Below are 17,509 nucleotides of genomic sequence, written 5' to 3'. Positions count from 1 at the left end.
ATTTTATATACTTCTAATGCGAAATCACTTCTTATCTTTAGTTTTCTAAAGCAATTATACCATTATTTACATATGAATATATTTTATAACAATAAAAAAATAAAATGTGTGGAATTAAACACATTAATCAGCTTAGTGCTGACATTAATATTATGGCATAGGAAATTTCAAGTTATAGTCTTTTTCTTTGCTAGGCTTTAAGTTTACCTTGAATAGGTTCTTTTAATTTAACTTGAACTTTACGCCTCATAGCAAGATAACAAGCTAAGCCGCCAATAACATTTGAAATTGGTTCTGCTAAAAATACACCTTGTACACCAAGATTCCACAAATGGGGTAGTAATATTGTCAATGGAATAACAATAAAAACCTTTCGCAATAACGAATAGAAAGTAGCTTCCTTTGCCATACATAAAGCTATAAATGTATTCTGTCCTGTTGAGTGAAGTGCCATCAAGAAAAAGCCGAAAAAGTATATACGAATGGCGGGAATGCCAGCCTGTATTAATTCAGGTGTATTGTTGAATACCTGTATAAACATAGCAGGGAAACAAATTACAAGCAACCAAACGATACAAGCAAAAACAACACCACACCATGTAACAAAACTGATTGCCTTTTTTACACGGAAATATGCTCCTTTTCCATAATTAAAACTCATAACTGGAACAGCACCACCACCAAATCCCATCAAAGGTGTTGAAAAAATTTCTCTCACAGAATTTAAGACGGTCATAATACCAACATACAAATCGCCGCCATACAAAAATGCCATTTTGTTGCAAACTACCTGTCCGATACTGGTAGTAATCCCCATAACAAATCCAGAAAAACCTAACTTAGTAATCTGCTTCACTCTTTCCCATTCAATTTTCATGCTAATCCAATTTAGTTTAAGTAGTGCATACTTACCTGTTAAAAATCTAATAATCCAAATAGCAGAAACCATTTGCGAAATAACCGTTGCAATAGCGGCTCCTTTGATCCCCATGTGTAAAACAAAAATAAAAATAGGGTCTAATACAATATTTAAAGCTGCACCAATTACTACTGTCATCATACCAGTTCTTCCAAAACCCTGGCTATTGATAAAGGGGTTCATTCCCAAAGTTATCGTAACAGCTATGCTTCCCAACAGATAAATTTTCAGATAATCATGAGCATAGCTATAAGTTATTTCACTTGCTCCAAAAGTATATAAGATTGTTTTTGCAAAAATCAATCCAATTACAGTAATGATAAAACCAGTTAATAATAATAAGCTAAATGAAGTTCCCATAATTTTTTCAGCTTCTTCATTATCACCTTTTCCCATCTGTACAGAACATAATGGTGCACCACCATTAGAGCCAAATAGCATGCCAAAAGCCATAATTAACGTGATAATAGGAAAACATACCCCTACACCTGTTAATGCTAAATCACCACTTTCTGGTATGTGTCCAATATAAATACGATCAACGATATTGTAAAGTAAATTCAAAATTTGGGCGAGAGTAATAGGAAGTGCAACATCTAAAATGCTTTTTGCCACACTTCCAGAACCAAAATCAGTCTGATGTACTTTCACTTTCAAGACCCCCCTTTGAATCAATAGTCTTTTTAGGGAGTAAGTCCGTCAAATGCTCAATCATATAATGGAAGCTATCATCTGTAGATACTTCTGCTTGAAAATAATCAGCATGTTCAAATGTAATAAATCCATGTATGGCACTTCTGAGCATACGAGCTAAGTGGAAAGTTTCCTCATCAGATAAAGGATAATATTGCAATATTTGTCGGTAAATTCCCCCAATAGAACGCTTCGTATCTTTTAATAGCTTTTCGTTAGCAGCCGGTGATGTTAAAAGAATTTGATAGAATATAGGATTTGTTTTTGCATAGTTTCGATAAGTATCTGCAAGTGCTATCAACGCATCTTTTCCATGTTTTTCAACGCTTGCTTCTTCCATAGCTTCGCTCAATTTTTTAATTGCAACTTTTTCAATCTCATAATTTAATTCAGCTAGATTAGTGATGTGCTTATAAAAAGCGGCTGATTTGATTGATAAATAAGCCGCAAGTTCTTTTAATGTGAAGTCCCGGTTCCCTGTTTCCTCCATATATTTTATAGCTGCTTGCACAACTTTTTCCTTTGATAATCCTTGTCGTGGCATATATTTTATCCCCCTTTAAGACTAAAATTTCAAAAGTTAATTCAATTAACTAAACCTATTATAAGTTAATCAGATTAACTTGTCAATATATGGTTATCGTTATTTTGTTAGGAATTAGTTGGAATCAGTAAGCTTTATTTGGTGACTACTTTATAATAATTTTAATTTCTTGGTTTTCACCTATTATTATTTTATCTATAAACATGTTGGCAATTTTTCTAGTCATAATTTCAAGGTTTTGTATTTGTAAAATAGCTTGCTTACTCCGTTTAACTCTTTGTGTTGTTATATTGAATTCAAAATATGAGTATGATATACTTACATCAACAAACTTTTGGGGGAATTTATACATGGAACTTGAATGGATGAGAAAATATCGAAACTTCGTTGAAAAGATAATTAAATTTGGTAATTCTTATGCACAATCATATAAAACTGAATATAATTACAATACTCCAATAAAATTTTCAGCATCACAACTTCAGGTAGTGGAATACATTTTAGAAAACGAAGAGAATCACCAAAACATGTCAGAAATTGCTTCTCGTCTAGGTATTTCTCCCAGTGCTTTTTCAAAAAACATTAATAAAATGGTAAAAAAAGGGCTACTAGAAAAATTTCATACTAGTGACAACCGTAAGGATGTAATTATAAAAGTATCTGATTTTGGAAAAGAAATATATAAAATATATTCAGAATATGCATATGAAACATCATTAAAAAAAATGTTTGAAATTCTAGACGAAATACCTGATGAATATATTTCTAAATTTACTGAAGTCTTAGAATTATCAGCTGAAATGACTCACTTAGACAAGAATCAACCTGAAGAAGTTAAACTAATAAAGATTGAATAGTTATAATTAAGTTTCAATCCCATAATATTAAAAGTGAAGCCTACCAATATAGTTTTTTCCTATATTTGTAGGCTTTTTATTTCTATAAATTCATAATTAAAGTTTAATATATGTTTTAATCAATAAATAATCCCATTAATAAAGAATCATAAAATTCACCATTAATTAAAAAATCTCTTTTTACTATTCCTTCCTCTGAAAAACCAAGTTTCTTATATAAATTAATACCTTTTGTATTATCAGTTCTAACTCTTAAATTAATTTTTCTAATTATACCTGAACTTTTACTCCAACCAATTAAATATTTTATCAATTCTTCACCAAGACCATTTCCCCAATATTCTTTAAGAATGCTTACTCCAAATCCTCCAACATGAGCATTTCTTTGCCTTGGACCTCCTGAAAAATTCAAGTTTCCAACTATCTTACCATTGATTTCTGCTATAATGAACAATGCATTTCTCTTTTTTAGGGCATTCTCAATAAATTCTTCTTCTTGATTCACACTTCTCCCAAACTCCCCTATTCCAAATGTTAAAAAATCTGATTCTCCTCCAATAATATTAAGATACTCTATTAATGCTTTAGCATCAGACTTCTTTGCTTCTCTAATTATTATTTGTTCATTCTTAACTTTCATCTCTTTCATTAAAAACACCTCTTGATTAATAATTTATCTATTTTAATACAGGTATATAAAATCTCTTAAACTCAGTCCCTAAAATAAATCCAAGCCCATAATAAACTATTATCACAATAAAAGTTATTTAACGTAAATATGTTTTTTTACCCATTGTCTAAAAAACTCAAGTTGTTCCTCCGTATGAAAATAGTGCTCTGCATTCTCCATTACTTGAAAATCACAATCAAATTGTTTTACAAATGTAGATACTACATCAAACTCACATAAATCATCTTTTGAACCATAAAGAATTGAAGTTTGATTATTCCAATTAACAATAGGATGTTCTTTTACATAAGAGTAGTAATCCCAGTATAATGTTTGTCCACTAGGAGTAGGAATTTCTTTTTCTGCTTTTAGTCTATCCTCACTTACATTAAACCATGTCATCATATTATTTATAATACGTTCCATATTTACTACAGGAGAGAGAAACAAACATTGTCTCAGCTGCTCATCACTATATGTTAGTAGGCTAAAATATGCTCCCAGACTACATGCAAATAAACTTATATTATTTGACAATGAATGTGCATAATTCATAATAGTATTAAGATCTTGAACACAGTTTTGAACTTTGCAAGGATAGTTTTCATTCTTACGATCACCATGCTCAGGCAAATCAAAACTAAGCACTTGATACCCCCTTGCTATTGCTTCCTCTGCCAATATAACAATTGCTTCATCTGCCTTGCTAGACATATATCCATGTACTGCTATAAATAACTTATCTGATTTTTCTCCCCATAAAATTGCAGGTATATTCTCTATTTTTAAATTTTGTTTTATCATTATAACTTTTCCTCCATAAAATATACATAATTTAAACTATTTTTCAACTAATTTTCTAATTAAATTATAACCTTATATTCTATAATTTATCTAGTTCATAAATAATTCTATAATAAATTTGTACACAAATTATATTTGTTATCAAAGTTTTTTCTCAATCCTCATATTATTTTCCAATACAAAAACAAAATGCGTTGGCTTAAGAATTCTATCTTCTTTACCAACACACTAAATTTTTTTATATAGAATAAGGTATTTAAACATAAAAAAGAACCTACCTCAAATAGTAAGTTCTTTTTTAACACTTTATACCTTATGATATAACAAACTTATACCTGTCTCCTATAACATACTGCTTTCCTATATGTACTGGCCTATTTTTATCATCATATATTACAGTTTTTATATAGAATAATGGCTCTCCATTTTGAACTTTTAATAATTCTGCCTCTTCATCAACAGCTTTCGCAATTTCTATTGTAGTACGGTCATATCCTGAATCATGAGAATCAGATGGATTAATATCATATTTTTTTTTCAATAATTCATATAAAGAACCATTTAAATCTTCTGTAAGTAAAAAATTAAACCTTTTACAAGAAAAATAATTATTCTCTAACATTAAAGGCTCTCCATCAGCAAATCTTAATCTTTGGATATATATTAGTTTATCATCATCCTCCAATTCAAGATCTTTTTTATCTTCTATTTCTGGTTCTACTATCTCTCTTTTAATAACCTCATTAGTTACTTTTAATCCATTAGCTTCACAAGCGGCAGTAAAACTAGATAAATATTCAATTTTACGCTGAACTTTTGGCTTAGTTACAAATGTTCCTTTACCTTGTTTTTTCACAAGATATCCCAACTCAACTAATTCAGAAATAGCTGCACGTACAGTTATCCTACTAACATCATATTTTTCACTTAATTCTACTTCAGTTGGAATTTTATCTCCACATCTTAATTCTCCATTTATTATAGAATTACGTATAATATCTGCTAATTGTTGATATAGAGGATTAATACTGTCTTGTATTAGCATATGAAAACTCCTTTTATAAATACATAATATTTCCTATATACTATCACACTAATATAAAAATTTCAATCAAGTCATTATATAATGATATATATTAAGTTAATATATTATACTAAATAAATCAGCTACTCTATAATGATAATTTAGAAAATTCCCCATTGAAAATAATTACAAATTAACCAATTGATAAGCTAAACATAATGTATTGTATAATTTTCTCAATTAATAAATTATTATAGAGTAGCCACTATTATAATTTAATATTTCTTGCCATATCCAAATGAACCTTCTATTAAGCAGGTTTTAGCTGAAAAAATGGCAGCTTCATTTAGACTTTCTTTAATTATTGTTCCTTTTTCTAATTTATTTTCTTTAGTTTTGCTTATATAATTCACTAAAAATGCTGTTATAAATGAATCCCCAGCCCCCATTGTATCTATAGCCTCAACAAGTTCTGGTTTTTGCTTGTAAAACTTATCCCCATCATATAATAATGCTCCTTTTTCTCCCATTGTAGCTAATACAATTTTACTTCCTAGTTTATACGTCTTAATTATCAAACTGAGTATTTCATCAGCATTTAAATGGCTACATGAGAAAAAACTAAAATTGACTTTTGGAGCGATTCTTTCAACTTCTTCCATAGTAAAATCATCAGAGAAATCAAAAGATATTGGAATATTTAATGCTTTCACCTTGTCAAGTTCTGGTTCAGTATATCCATATAAACCTGCATGTAGTAAATCAAAGTTTTTAATATACTCTAAATCATCTTGTGTAAGATTTAAACCATTTTCTCTTAAAACTCCACCCTCATTACTTCCTAGAAAAACTCTATCTCCATTTTCTAAGGTTACTCTTGCACAGCCATTTTCACCATTGAAATGCCTACACTTTGAAATATCTAAGCCAAGTTCATGAATTGTATTTTGAACGTGTTCTGATTCCTTATCTGATCCAAATGCACCTAAAAATGCTGAACTTACTCCTAATCTTTTTGCATAAACTGCAAAATTCAAAGCATTTCCACCTGGATACATAGTTCTAATATGTTCATACTTATCTACAACATTATCTCCTAACCCAATAACTTTAACCATAATATCTTCTCCTATCTTTAAACATTTTAATATTCAACTTTTCCCATATATCTTCTTGTATCTAAATCATGGTTTCTGATCTTAGCTAATTCGCCTCTGTATACACATAAAATGCTATAAAACACTACAGGATTAAAGAATTCAACCACTGAACTATCTATTACACTAATTCCAAGTTCTTTACAATCAACCACTTCAACTTTTGAGCCATATTTATTTAAAAATTTAAGTGCTCTTTCATCTAATTCTCTAGTTCTACCTTCATTCATTAATAATAAATATAATGTTTCCTTATCAGTTACTTCAAATGGTCCATGGAAATATTCACCTGAATGTATTGATGATGCATTCATCCATTGCATTTCCATTAAAGAACATATTGAAAATCCATATGCATGTCCATATGATGCCCCGCTTCCTAAAATATATGTTATTGGCTCATCCTTATATTTTTCTGCATATCTCTTTGCTCTTTCTGCAACCAATTTTTGTCCCCTTTTTACAACATCATTTACTATCCCTAGTCCTTCTATAAATTTATCATAATTTTCATAGCCTTCTGTTTGATTTAATACTTCCACTACTATATTAAGAATTATTGCCATTGGATTATCTTCTACACTTGTATCATTTCCCCATACATAAAGTATGTTATAATCTGCATGCTTAATTATATCTGCATCTTTATTATGTGTTAATGTTATAGTTGCTGCTCCATTTTCTCTAGCCACTCTTGCAGCTTCAACAGTTTCCGGAGTATTTCCGCCATGTGAACACACTATTACAACCGAGTTTTCTCCTAATGATTTTGGTGTGGCATAAACAAATTCATTACTTGTATATGATAGAACCCTTAATTCCTTTGCTTCACTTTGTAAAAAATATTGTGATGCATACATATCTACTAAAGATCCCCCACATGCTACTAAAAATACTTCTTTTATTCCATTTTCCTTACTTGAATTAATCTTTTCTACGATTTCTTTAACGTTCATTTTTGTTCCCCCTAATATTTCTTAAATTTTATAATTAAATCATTTTATGGTTTTATGATATTTAACTTTTATTACATTGGTAAATATGCTGATATTGCACAAAATACTGCTGCAGTTATTTCTAATACAATTACTATTTTTGCTACAGATTTTATCCATTTTGAAAAACTTATTCTTCCAATTCCTAATGCAGCCATTAATACTCCACCAGTTGGTGATATCATATTAGTCAAGCCATTTCCAGCTTGGTATGCAGTAACAATTGCTTCCTTATTAACATGTATTAAATCTCCAAGTGGAGCCATAAGAGGCATTGTTAAAGCTGCTTGACCAGATGAAGATGGGACAAATAATGCAATTATGTTTTGAACGAAAAGCATTATTGTTGTAAATACTGCTACTGGCATTCCTCTTAAACTATTTGCTAATGAATTTAAAATAGTATCAATTATCATGCCATCTTCCGCTATTACAAGAATTGCACTTGCAATACCTATTATCACTGCTGGATATGCAAAATCTTTACATCCTTCTACGAAAGTTTCAGCCATATCTCTTTCTGAGAATTTAGCAACAATACCTGAAAACAAACCAATTAAAAGAAAAATTGCTGCAATTTCATTCATATAAAATCCTTTTTTAAGTAATCCCCAGATCATTATTCCCATACCCACAGCAAATCCAATAAGTATAACCTTATGTCTACCAGTAAATTCAACTTTATCTAATGACTCTCTATCTGCTAAAAAGAAATCTCTATTTTTCAAGTCATCTTCATAAACCAAAGATTTTTTTGGATCATTCTTAACTTTTTTTGCATACATCAATACAAACGTTATTGTAATTATCATGTAAACAATAAATTGAATCAGTCTAAACCATAATTGTGGATTCCCTTGTATTCCTGCTACTCCTTGAGCTACAAGTACTGAAAATGGATTTAATGTTGCTCCAACATATCCAACCTGAGATGCTAAAAATATCATCATAATAGCTGTTAGTGAATCATATCCAAAACTCATCATTAGAGGTATAAATACCATATAAAAAGGTATTGTCTCTTCACTAGTTCCTATTACTGATCCACCAATTCCAATAAGAATCATCATAAATACTATAATTAATTTTTCTTTTCCTTGAAATTTTTTTGCTACAACTGAAATCCCTGAATCAATTGCTCCTGTTTTCATTAATATGGAAAATGCTCCACCTAATACAAAAATAAACGCTATAACTTCTGCTGATTTTTGTACTCCTTTACTTGGAGCCATTAATACATCAAAAGGTCCTTGTCTTAAATCATTTCCTTCATCATCAATTTTAGGAACTTGTTTGTACGTATCTGCTACTATTACGCTTTTAGTCATTCCTGATACAACTTGATCTTCTTTTTTAAACTGTCCACTAGGTATAATCCATGTTAATATTGCTATTAAAATTATTAATCCGAAGAGTAAAGTATAAGTGTGCGGCATTTTTAATTTTTTATTAATCATATTAATCACTCCTATTAATAAATTAATTTATCTTCATAAAACTTACGTGATCAACTATAGTTTTTGACTAAAGCCTTATTTTAACCATTCATCTTACAATACGTATTATAACGTATTAGTAGCTAATACAATTACTTTTATTAAAATAAATAAAGAATAGAATGCTTTTAATCAGAGTCTAATGAACTAAAAACATTATTCTCTTGCCCATAGTTATTAATCCCAAAAGATTTTCCCCTAAGAAATCAAAAATTATTATATACAATATTTCCATCAACAATAGTTAAACAAACTTTTACATCTCTCATTTCTTCCATTGAAGTTTCAAATATGTTTCTGTCTAATACAGTAATATCTGCTAACTTCCCTACTTCTAAAGTTCCTAACTTATCTTCAAATCCACAATTATATTGACCACCTAATGTCCATGCTTTTAATAATTCTTTAATTGATATAGTATTTTGCTTATTATAAGGTTGTCCACCATCTACAAAATATCCACCACAAGCATGATATATAGATTCTGGTATATCCGTTATCATAAGGGGTAAATCAGTTCCACAGGATACAACCACACCACTGTCTAGCATTTTTCTACGATTCCAAAAGTATTTTCCACGTTCAATGCCAACATTTTTCTCAATCATTTTTTTTGTTTCATCTTCTAAATCTAATGACATTATTTGTGGATATATTTCTGCTATTATCCCTAGTCTACCCATTCTTTCCAAATCATCTGGATGAGTAAATTCCATATCTGTAATTGCATGTTTATTAATACACTTTCCTTGATCTCGTTTACATTTTTCATAAATATTTAAAACTTTATGGACTGCTCCATCACCTTGGGCATGCAGAGAATATCTAAAATTATATTTGTCAGCTAATAAAACTTCTTTTTCAATGAGATCATAATCAATATTCATAATACAATTTACATTTTTTAGACATTCATATGGTTTAAGTAAGTCTGCTTTTAGGCTTGCAACTGTACCATCTGTCATTCTATTAAACCCTGAAAATCTAACAAAATCACTATTGAATTTTTCTCTCATTTTTAGCCCGTATGCAATATTTATTTCCTGTCCTACCGGTTGAGACATAAAAGAAACTCTAAGAGATAATTCCTTATTTTTTTCTACTTTTTCTAGGTAATCAGTAAAACCATAATAATCATCAAAACCCATCTCTTTTACCGAAGTAACTCCCCTACTATTCATCATTTGCATATACTCTTTGAATTGCTTATCTATAAAGTTCTTATCATTTAAATATTCCTTCATTATCCTCCAATATGCTTCTGGATAACATTCATCTGGAGTAAACTGATATGTTTCAATTGCTTTTGTATTCATAAGACAAGTATCTCTATTAACTGAAAATATAATAACTCTTTTATCCGGAAATATTTCATCTAACTTTTCTATTGCCATTGAATTTTCAAAGACCTCAGGATTCCATCCATGTCCAAATATAGTAGCATTATTATCAATTGTACTCTCATATTCTTTTAGAATTTCTATACATCCATCAATTGAGTTTGCTTTGCTAACATCAACTCCAATATTAAAAATAACATATCCAGTGAAAAATGTGTGAGTATCTACAAAACCTGAAGTAATAACGTTTTTTCCAAGATCAATAAAATTAGTTTCATTAGATAGTAACTCTTTATAACCATCCCCTTCCTCTACAGCAACAATTTTGTTACCATCAATAGCGATATAACCATCAATTATGTTGTCAGATGTTCCCGTAAAAATATTCTTTGATCTTAGAATTACATTAATGTTACACCTATTCATTAGCATCTCCCCTTAACACATAAATGTTACACTTATTTATTAACATCTTTCTTAATACATAATATAACATCATATAACATTATATGCAATAGTAATATTAAATTTTTTATATTCTTATATTTAAAATAAAAATTAGCCTAATATAAAAAAATAAAAGAACTATCACAGCACATTAGCGATAAGCTAACTGTGCTGTGATAGTTCTTTTATAATTCTTAATTGTTTAAGTCTTATTAAATCTATTCCTTAACAGCTCCTGCTACTAAGCCTTTAGTAATAAACTTTTGAATAAATACGAATAATATGGCTAATGGTACAGTTGCCATTACAGATGCTGCTGCATAAACTGGCCAGTTTGTTGAATTTCCACTAACCATTAATCCATTTAACCCTAGCACTAAAGTTTTTACTTCAGGTGATTTTAACAATGCACCTGAAATCATAAATTCACCGAACATTGCTATAAATGAAAAGAAGAATATAACTACTAAGATAGGCTTTGATAAAGGCATTATTATTTTAGTGAATATTTTCCAATTAGTAGCACCATCAACAAATGCCGATTCATCTAATTCCTTTGGTATCCCATCTACAAAGCCCTTCATAAGCCATATATTATAGGCACTTGAACCACATAACACTACAATTAAAAACGCTAGGTTATCCATGCCAAATGGCACTCTATAAGCTATAGATAATATTGCTGGAATTGCCATGGTAGCTGGAAACATCTGCAATATCAATAATGTCATTAATCCATACTTTCTACCTGTAAATCTTAACCTACTAAATGCATAAGCAGCTGGTAAAGTCATAATAACTTGTACTGCTGCAACAGCTGTACAAACAATTAAACTATTCTTTATCCATACTAAAAAATCAGTTTCTTCTATAACATGCTTATAGTTACTAAATGTAATTTCTTTAGGTAAAATTCCATTTTGAATAAAACTTGTTCCTGAAGATAAGGATGCAGTTATTATAGCTACAATAGGAAACATAATCACTAATATTGCCCCCCAGATAAATACCCTACTTACCCATACCTCTATCTTTTCACGCTTAGTTAACTTTTTTTTAAAAATATCTTTATTACTGTTCTTCAACATATTAATCCACCTCTTTAAATTGACCAGATGCTCTCATTTGAATAAATGAAATTACACCAACAATAACAAACATTATTATAGAAAGTGTTGCTGCAAGTTCAAATCTTCCAAACTTAGTAGACATACTATATGCAGAAGATGCTAGTATATCTGTATATCCAGCAAAAGGGGAATTTGCTCTTACCGGTCCCCCTTTAAATAGTAATAATGCTACTCCTGCATTACCAAAACTCATTGACCATGAACCTATTAATAAAGGATATGTAGTTTTAGCTAAACAAGGAAGTGTTATTTTAAAAAACTTTTGCATTCTAGAAGCCCCATCTATATCTGCCGCCTCATAATATGTATCTGGGATTGCTGATAGACCTCCAATACAAACATTCATCATATAAGGGAAACCTATCCATATGCTAATTAAAATAACAGCTATTCTTGCAGGTCCAGCTTCTGTTAACCACATTATAGGTTCTTTAATCAAATGTAATTGCATTAAACATTCATTTATTGCTCCATATTGACTATTTAAAAGACCCTCAAATGCTATAATAATTATTGATGCTGGTAATGCCCATGGAATTATTAGGAGTGCTTTATATATTGAAGCTTCTTTCAAATTTTTATTTGAAACTATCTTTGCAAATATCAATCCTAAAGCAAAACTTCCTATTGTAATAAGAGTAGCTGATACTAATGTCCAGCCAAATACAGGCATAAAAATTTCTTTTAATGGTCCATTTATAATATTCTTAAAATTGTCTAGGCCAACAAATTTCCAACCTGTATTAACAGTTTTTAAATTATAATTTGTAAATGCTATAAAAATTGTTAATAATATTGGAATAATCGATAAAATAAACATACTAATTAATGACGGTGCTAAAAATTTAAATGCTTTTAAGTTTTCTTTATTAGAATTTTTCTTCTTTGATTTCATTTTAAATGATGTATATTTTCTTCTTTCAAATGGTAAACGATTAGAATTTTCCTTAATAGCTCTCATTTATCTTCACCCCTATTTGTGTATAAAAGGAGATTTTTATATTTCTTATCTCTATTGATTTTGTACTTGTATCCCCTTCTTAATTCCATCTACTATGTCCTTAGCTACTTTATTTACATCTTCTCCTTTTAAAATCCTTTGAATGTTTTCCATAGGTTTCCATACTGCATTCAACTCTTCAATATTTGGCATTGGGATTGCATTCTTTGCTGAATTAACAAATGCTTGAACATACTCATTCTTCTTTACTTCATCTTTATTTAGCATTTCTTTTGTTACTGGAATCTTTCCTTTCTCATATAAACCTTGTTGTGTTTCTCCTACTAAGTAATTTAAACATTCCAATGCTAAATCTTGTTTAGAAGATTTTGCACTAACAAATCCACATTGTACACCTGACATTGGCGTAAATGGCTTTCCAGCAATACTTGGAATTTCTATCACACCAAAGTTTACACCTTTTTCTTTCAACCCTGCAATATCCCATGGACCTGAAATATAAAACATTGTCTTTCCTTCTTTAAAGTTTGTTAAAGCAATATCTCCCTTTATATCGGCCGGCATAAACTTATATTTAACAACAAAATCTTGAAGCATTTTAAATCCTTGTTTTGCCCCTTCATTTGCCAATCCTATATCATTAACATTGAACTTATCTCCCTCTTTTTTAAATATATACCCACCATTAGTTAATGGAAAACCTAAATCTGTATATTGATCTGTAATATTAAATTGAAATGAATTTTTTCCTTTTGCTGCTGCAAGTTTTATTAAATCTTCCATTGTTTTAGGAGCTTCCTTAACTAAATCCTTATTGTAATATAATGCTGTTGTTTCAAATGAAATAGGAATTGCATATGTCTTCCCCTCTAATGATACGGCATCCCATACTCTATCATTTATATATTTACTTTTTTCTATGTACTTTTCTGGTATTTCTGTTAGCAATCCAGCTTTTTGATATGATGCTAATTGATTGTGAGCTGATCCAAAATAGATATCTGGTCCTTGTGATGAATTTGCTGCTTGTAAGAATGCTTGAAAGTCACCATCATCTCTAATTACATTTACCTTTTTCCCAGCTTTTTCTGCCCATTTATCTGCTGCTTTCTGTAAAACTGGAACCTCCTTTTCTGGAAGTTTAGTCCATATTGTTAACTGGTCTGCCCCCTTAGATTTTCCACAGCCTGTAAATAAACTTGTTGTAACTAATGCCACCATTAAAGCTGCTAATAATCCTTTTTTCTTCATAAAAAACTCCTCCTTATTATTTATCCGATGTCTAACCCTGGAGATTTATTTTATTATTTTAAATTCATATGGTTTTAATTTTACCTGTTCTCTCAATATAATCTTTTTAGAATTATATAAGTCTAAAACTTCTCTGTTTTTGAAATCATTAGGTATGTCCATCACAGCTTCATAATCATTATTGTTAATTATTATCGCTATATCCCCTTTTAAATAGATTAAGCTATTATTGTTACTTTCAGCCATTACCCAAATATTCTTTAATAATTTAAATTCATCATTATCTTTTTTTAACTTTATCAATTTCTTAATAAAGTTAAACATGTCTTTATCCTGTTTTTCTTCATCCCATATCATACATCTGCGATGGAATTCCATTCCCATTCCTTGATTTCCTTCCATTCCAATTTCATCACCATAATATACGCAAGGACATCCAGCTTGTGTAAACATAAATAAAAATGCTAATTTCACTTTCTCTTTTATCTGCTTTGCAGTTGTCAATATTCTTGGAGTATCATGACTATCTAAAAGATTGAAATTCGATTCATTGACTTGCATAGGATAACTTACTGCTATGCTATTAACCATATATTTGAACTCTTCTGCATCTATCTCATTTGTACAAAAAAAACTTTCTAATGCTTCAGTTAAAGGGTAGTTCATTACTGCATCTAATTGATCACCCATTAGCCATGGTAATCCATCATGCCATACTTCACCTATGATATATACTTCTGGTTTAATTTTTTTAACTTCTTCTCTAAACTTTCTCCAGAAAACATGGTCAACTTCATTACATACATCCAATCTCCAACCATCAATATCCATTTCTCCAACCCAGTATCGCCCAACTTTTAGTAAATGCTCTATTACCTCAGGGTTCTCTGTATTTAACTTAGGCATCTTAGGTGTTCTTCCAAAGGTCTCATAATTCAAATTGTCAGAATCTAACTTATCTAATGGTCTATCAATAACTGGGTATTTATTTATATAAAACCAGTCTTTATATTTTGAATTTATTCCATTTTTAACTACGTCTTGCCATTGAGGAGAAAAATACCCTAAGTGGTTAAAAACAGCATCTAACATTATTTTCATGCCTCTACTATGTGCTTCTTTAACTAATTTTTTAAAAACTTCTTTATCCCCTAATCTAGGATCTATTTGTAAATAATCAATAGTATCATATCTATGATTAGATGTAGCATTAAAAATTGGACAAAAGTACAAACCTGTAATACCCAAATCACTTAAATAATCAAGTTTATTTATTACACCTTGGAGATCTCCTCCCATAAAATTATCTCCTGTTGGCTCTGTTCCCCATGGTTCTACATTAACTGGATCTATAGAATGATCTCCATTGCAAAATCTATCTGGAAATATCTGATACCAAACTGTATCTTTAACCCACTTAGGAGGCTTTGCAACATCTGCTGAATTTAAATAAGGGAAACAATAAAAATCTTCTATTTTGCAGAATTTTTTTTCATCCTCTTTACCATCTAACTCATATACCTTTTTTTCAGTAAAGAGTATGGTTTCTTCTTCTCCTTCTAATATGAATGCATATCTAGCTCGCTTTTTATCTGGTTTATATTCAACTATCCAATGATCAAAATATTCTGTTTCTAACTCTTTTCGCATTGGATAAGTTTTACCACCTATCCACACTCCTCCTTTTGCATTCATATTTCCACCATCACAACCACCTGCATCCCATATATATGGGTCTCCAATTCTAATACTAGCTCTTTTAACTTCTCCTTTTTTAGTTTTAACTCTAATATGTAATGTTTCATTATCATATCCATATGAATAATTACTTTTAGGCATATGATGTACTGCCGCTCTGGTAATTTTTTTATGCATTCTTTTCTACTCCTTTTCTATGTCATTTAATTTAAATACCTTCATATAATTTTTATACATTATATTCTTAAAATCTTCATCATTTATATTTTTTTGTTGAAATAATTTTCATAAAATTTATAAGTTTTATTTAAATTTATTGGTATATCGTTTGCAAACAATATTTTATGACTTCCACATACCTCTATAGCTTTTATTATTTTATTATGCTGAACCCATGTTACATCACCACATAAGTTGTCCAACATTGATACATATTAAATGGTTTATTCATCTCCTTTTAAGTGTTTTAGCTCCATATATTACATCTTATATAACAGATTCTCTTTTTATAAATTCATATTTAATTCTTATAACATTTGATGCTTTTTTATTGTTAATTAACTTATATAACAATTTTCCACCACTATATCCAAACTCATACATATTCTGTCTTATTGTTGTCAAAGATGGCGTTAAATTTTTTGCTATACTGTTATCCCCAAATCCTACTACACTTACGTCATTAGGCACTACTATATTTAGTTTCTTTAATGCACTATAAACACCTATTGCAATACTATCTGCACCACAAAATATTGAATCAATCTTCTTATTCTTCATAATATTTAAAGTTATACTTTCTGCAACAGACTCACTAAAATCACTATAAAATATGTTAGTTTCGTCTAACAATATACCTCCATCAATTAAAGCATCCTTGTACCCTTTGACTCTTTCTTTAGTAACATAAGAGTCCTTGCCACCTTGTATTGTCACTATATTCTTGCAACCTCTACTTATTAGATAACTTACTTCCTCATAAGCTGCTTCATAATTATCAATACTTATATTTCCAGTGTTTCGACTAACTACATCACAATCAATGAACACTGAAGGAAAATCTTTCCTGATTAATTCTTCCATAAATGGATCATTTGTATGTATTCCATACATTAACGCACCTTCAATATTATTCTCTTTACAAAATTCATAATAACTTTTTCCTTTTTTTATTGAAGTTACTAAAGTAAATAGAAGTACTTCATAGTCAATCTCTTCTGCATAATTGTACAATCCTCTTAAAATATCAAATAAATTGTACTCTTCATCTAATGTTCTAGCTATAATAACTAATTTCTTATTATTCTTTTTAACTAATTCTACAGCATTTCGATTAGGTACATATTCTAATTTTCTAGCAACGTCTATTACTAGCTTTTTTGTTTCATTACTTATATCATTATATCCATTCAAAGCTCTAGAAACTGTAGATATAGAAACATGACATGCTTTTGCAACATCTCTAATAGTACTCATATACGTCTCTCCTTATTTATAGCAAAGTTGCCTTAAGTCATACAACG

The 17,509-nt window shown here is 29.7% G+C and carries 15 protein-coding genes; 1 reads left to right on the top strand and 14 read right to left on the bottom strand.

Annotation, left to right across the window (positions count from 1 at the left end; genetic code table 11):
- Nucleotides 1-190: 190 nt before the first annotated feature.
- Together OW729_RS07835 and OW729_RS07830 are read right to left on the bottom strand one after the other, a co-directional pair.
- Nucleotides 191-1,570, bottom strand: a complete 1,380-nt coding sequence (locus OW729_RS07835; RefSeq protein WP_268060925.1) for an MATE family efflux transporter — start codon at nt 1,568-1,570, stop codon at nt 191-193.
- Complete coding sequence (locus OW729_RS07830) at nt 1,551-2,156, bottom strand: TetR/AcrR family transcriptional regulator (protein WP_268060924.1); 606 nt, start codon at nt 2,154-2,156, stop codon at nt 1,551-1,553. The genes OW729_RS07835 and OW729_RS07830 overlap by 20 nt, the downstream gene beginning before the upstream one ends.
- Nucleotides 2,157-2,506: 350 nt before the next feature.
- Here OW729_RS07830 and OW729_RS07825 point away from each other — a divergent pair, with 350 nt between their 5' ends.
- Nucleotides 2,507-3,013: a MarR family winged helix-turn-helix transcriptional regulator gene (locus OW729_RS07825; protein ID WP_268060923.1), complete on the top strand. Its 507-nt coding sequence runs from the start codon at nt 2,507-2,509 to the stop codon at nt 3,011-3,013.
- A 115-nt stretch (nt 3,014-3,128) separates the two neighbouring features.
- Here OW729_RS07825 and OW729_RS07820 read toward each other — a convergent pair whose 3' ends face one another.
- The 12 genes from OW729_RS07820 to OW729_RS07765 all read right to left on the bottom strand — a co-directional run bounded on the left by OW729_RS07820 (nt 3,129) and on the right by OW729_RS07765 (nt 17,462).
- Entirely contained in the window at nt 3,129-3,662 is a 534-nt protein-coding gene (locus OW729_RS07820) for a GNAT family N-acetyltransferase (protein WP_268060922.1), read from the bottom strand.
- A gap of 114 nt (nt 3,663-3,776) precedes the next feature.
- Complete coding sequence (locus tag OW729_RS07815) at nt 3,777-4,487, bottom strand: alpha/beta hydrolase (protein WP_268060921.1); 711 nt, start codon at nt 4,485-4,487, stop codon at nt 3,777-3,779.
- A gap of 313 nt (nt 4,488-4,800) precedes the next feature.
- A complete protein-coding gene (locus OW729_RS07810; protein ID WP_268060920.1) occupies nt 4,801-5,532 on the bottom strand; it encodes a GntR family transcriptional regulator in 732 nt (243 codons plus the stop codon).
- A gap of 254 nt (nt 5,533-5,786) precedes the next feature.
- Nucleotides 5,787-6,644: a fructoselysine 6-kinase gene (locus OW729_RS07805; protein WP_268060984.1), complete on the bottom strand. Its 858-nt coding sequence runs from the start codon at nt 6,642-6,644 to the stop codon at nt 5,787-5,789.
- Nucleotides 6,645-6,655: 11 nt separating this feature from the next.
- Nucleotides 6,656-7,624 (bottom strand): SIS domain-containing protein, encoded by a 969-nt coding sequence (locus tag OW729_RS07800; protein WP_268060919.1) that lies wholly within the window; start codon nt 7,622-7,624, stop codon nt 6,656-6,658.
- Nucleotides 7,625-7,695: 71 nt separating this feature from the next.
- Complete coding sequence (locus OW729_RS07795; protein ID WP_268060918.1) at nt 7,696-9,120, bottom strand: YfcC family protein; 1,425 nt, start codon at nt 9,118-9,120, stop codon at nt 7,696-7,698.
- 245 nt (nt 9,121-9,365) lie between these two features.
- Nucleotides 9,366-10,925, bottom strand: a complete 1,560-nt coding sequence (locus OW729_RS07790) for an amidohydrolase (RefSeq protein ID WP_268060917.1) — start codon at nt 10,923-10,925, stop codon at nt 9,366-9,368.
- A 239-nt stretch (nt 10,926-11,164) separates the two neighbouring features.
- On the bottom strand, nt 11,165-12,034 hold the full coding sequence (locus OW729_RS07785) for a sugar ABC transporter permease (RefSeq protein WP_268060916.1): 870 nt from the start codon (nt 12,032-12,034) through the stop codon (nt 11,165-11,167).
- A 1-nt stretch (nt 12,035) separates the two neighbouring features.
- Nucleotides 12,036-12,971: a carbohydrate ABC transporter permease gene (locus OW729_RS07780; protein ID WP_268060983.1), complete on the bottom strand. Its 936-nt coding sequence runs from the start codon at nt 12,969-12,971 to the stop codon at nt 12,036-12,038.
- A gap of 117 nt (nt 12,972-13,088) precedes the next feature.
- The gene (locus OW729_RS07775) at nt 13,089-14,288 is read right to left on the bottom strand and encodes a sugar ABC transporter substrate-binding protein (protein ID WP_268060915.1); all 1,200 of its coding nucleotides are present in this window, start codon (nt 14,286-14,288) and stop codon (nt 13,089-13,091) included.
- A gap of 45 nt (nt 14,289-14,333) precedes the next feature.
- Complete coding sequence (locus OW729_RS07770) at nt 14,334-16,163, bottom strand: glycoside hydrolase family 13 protein (protein WP_268060914.1); 1,830 nt, start codon at nt 16,161-16,163, stop codon at nt 14,334-14,336.
- Nucleotides 16,164-16,472: 309 nt separating this feature from the next.
- Complete coding sequence (locus tag OW729_RS07765; RefSeq protein ID WP_268060913.1) at nt 16,473-17,462, bottom strand: LacI family DNA-binding transcriptional regulator; 990 nt, start codon at nt 17,460-17,462, stop codon at nt 16,473-16,475.
- Nucleotides 17,463-17,509 lie beyond the last annotated feature (47 nt).

It is taken from the genome of Clostridium brassicae, from assembly GCF_026738875.1.
GTDB classification, from domain to species: domain Bacteria; phylum Bacillota; class Clostridia; order Clostridiales; family Clostridiaceae; genus Clostridium_H; species Clostridium_H brassicae.
This window is presented reverse-complemented; position numbering and strand designations above follow the sequence as displayed.

What these genes read in the sequence shown, in the direction of transcription:
- OW729_RS07830 (WP_268060924.1), bottom strand. Translation starts at nt 2,156, where the DNA reads ATGCCACGACAAGGATTATCAAAGGAAAAAGTTGTGCAAGCAGCTATA.
- OW729_RS07825 (WP_268060923.1), top strand. Translation starts at nt 2,507, where the DNA reads ATGGAACTTGAATGGATGAGAAAATATCGAAACTTCGTTGAAAAGATA.
- OW729_RS07820 (WP_268060922.1), bottom strand. Translation starts at nt 3,662, where the DNA reads ATGAAAGAGATGAAAGTTAAGAATGAACAAATAATAATTAGAGAAGCA.
- OW729_RS07815 (WP_268060921.1), bottom strand. Translation starts at nt 4,487, where the DNA reads ATGATAAAACAAAATTTAAAAATAGAGAATATACCTGCAATTTTATGG.
- OW729_RS07810 (WP_268060920.1), bottom strand. Translation starts at nt 5,532, where the DNA reads ATGCTAATACAAGACAGTATTAATCCTCTATATCAACAATTAGCAGAT.
- OW729_RS07800 (WP_268060919.1), bottom strand. Translation starts at nt 7,624, where the DNA reads ATGAACGTTAAAGAAATCGTAGAAAAGATTAATTCAAGTAAGGAAAAT.
- OW729_RS07795 (WP_268060918.1), bottom strand. Translation starts at nt 9,120, where the DNA reads ATGATTAATAAAAAATTAAAAATGCCGCACACTTATACTTTACTCTTC.
- OW729_RS07790 (WP_268060917.1), bottom strand. Translation starts at nt 10,925, where the DNA reads ATGAATAGGTGTAACATTAATGTAATTCTAAGATCAAAGAATATTTTT.
- OW729_RS07785 (WP_268060916.1), bottom strand. Translation starts at nt 12,034, where the DNA reads ATGTTGAAGAACAGTAATAAAGATATTTTTAAAAAAAAGTTAACTAAG.
- OW729_RS07780 (WP_268060983.1), bottom strand. Translation starts at nt 12,971, where the DNA reads ATGAAATCAAAGAAGAAAAATTCTAATAAAGAAAACTTAAAAGCATTT.
- OW729_RS07775 (WP_268060915.1), bottom strand. Translation starts at nt 14,288, where the DNA reads ATGAAGAAAAAAGGATTATTAGCAGCTTTAATGGTGGCATTAGTTACA.
- OW729_RS07770 (WP_268060914.1), bottom strand. Translation starts at nt 16,163, where the DNA reads ATGCATAAAAAAATTACCAGAGCGGCAGTACATCATATGCCTAAAAGT.
- OW729_RS07765 (WP_268060913.1), bottom strand. Translation starts at nt 17,462, where the DNA reads ATGAGTACTATTAGAGATGTTGCAAAAGCATGTCATGTTTCTATATCT.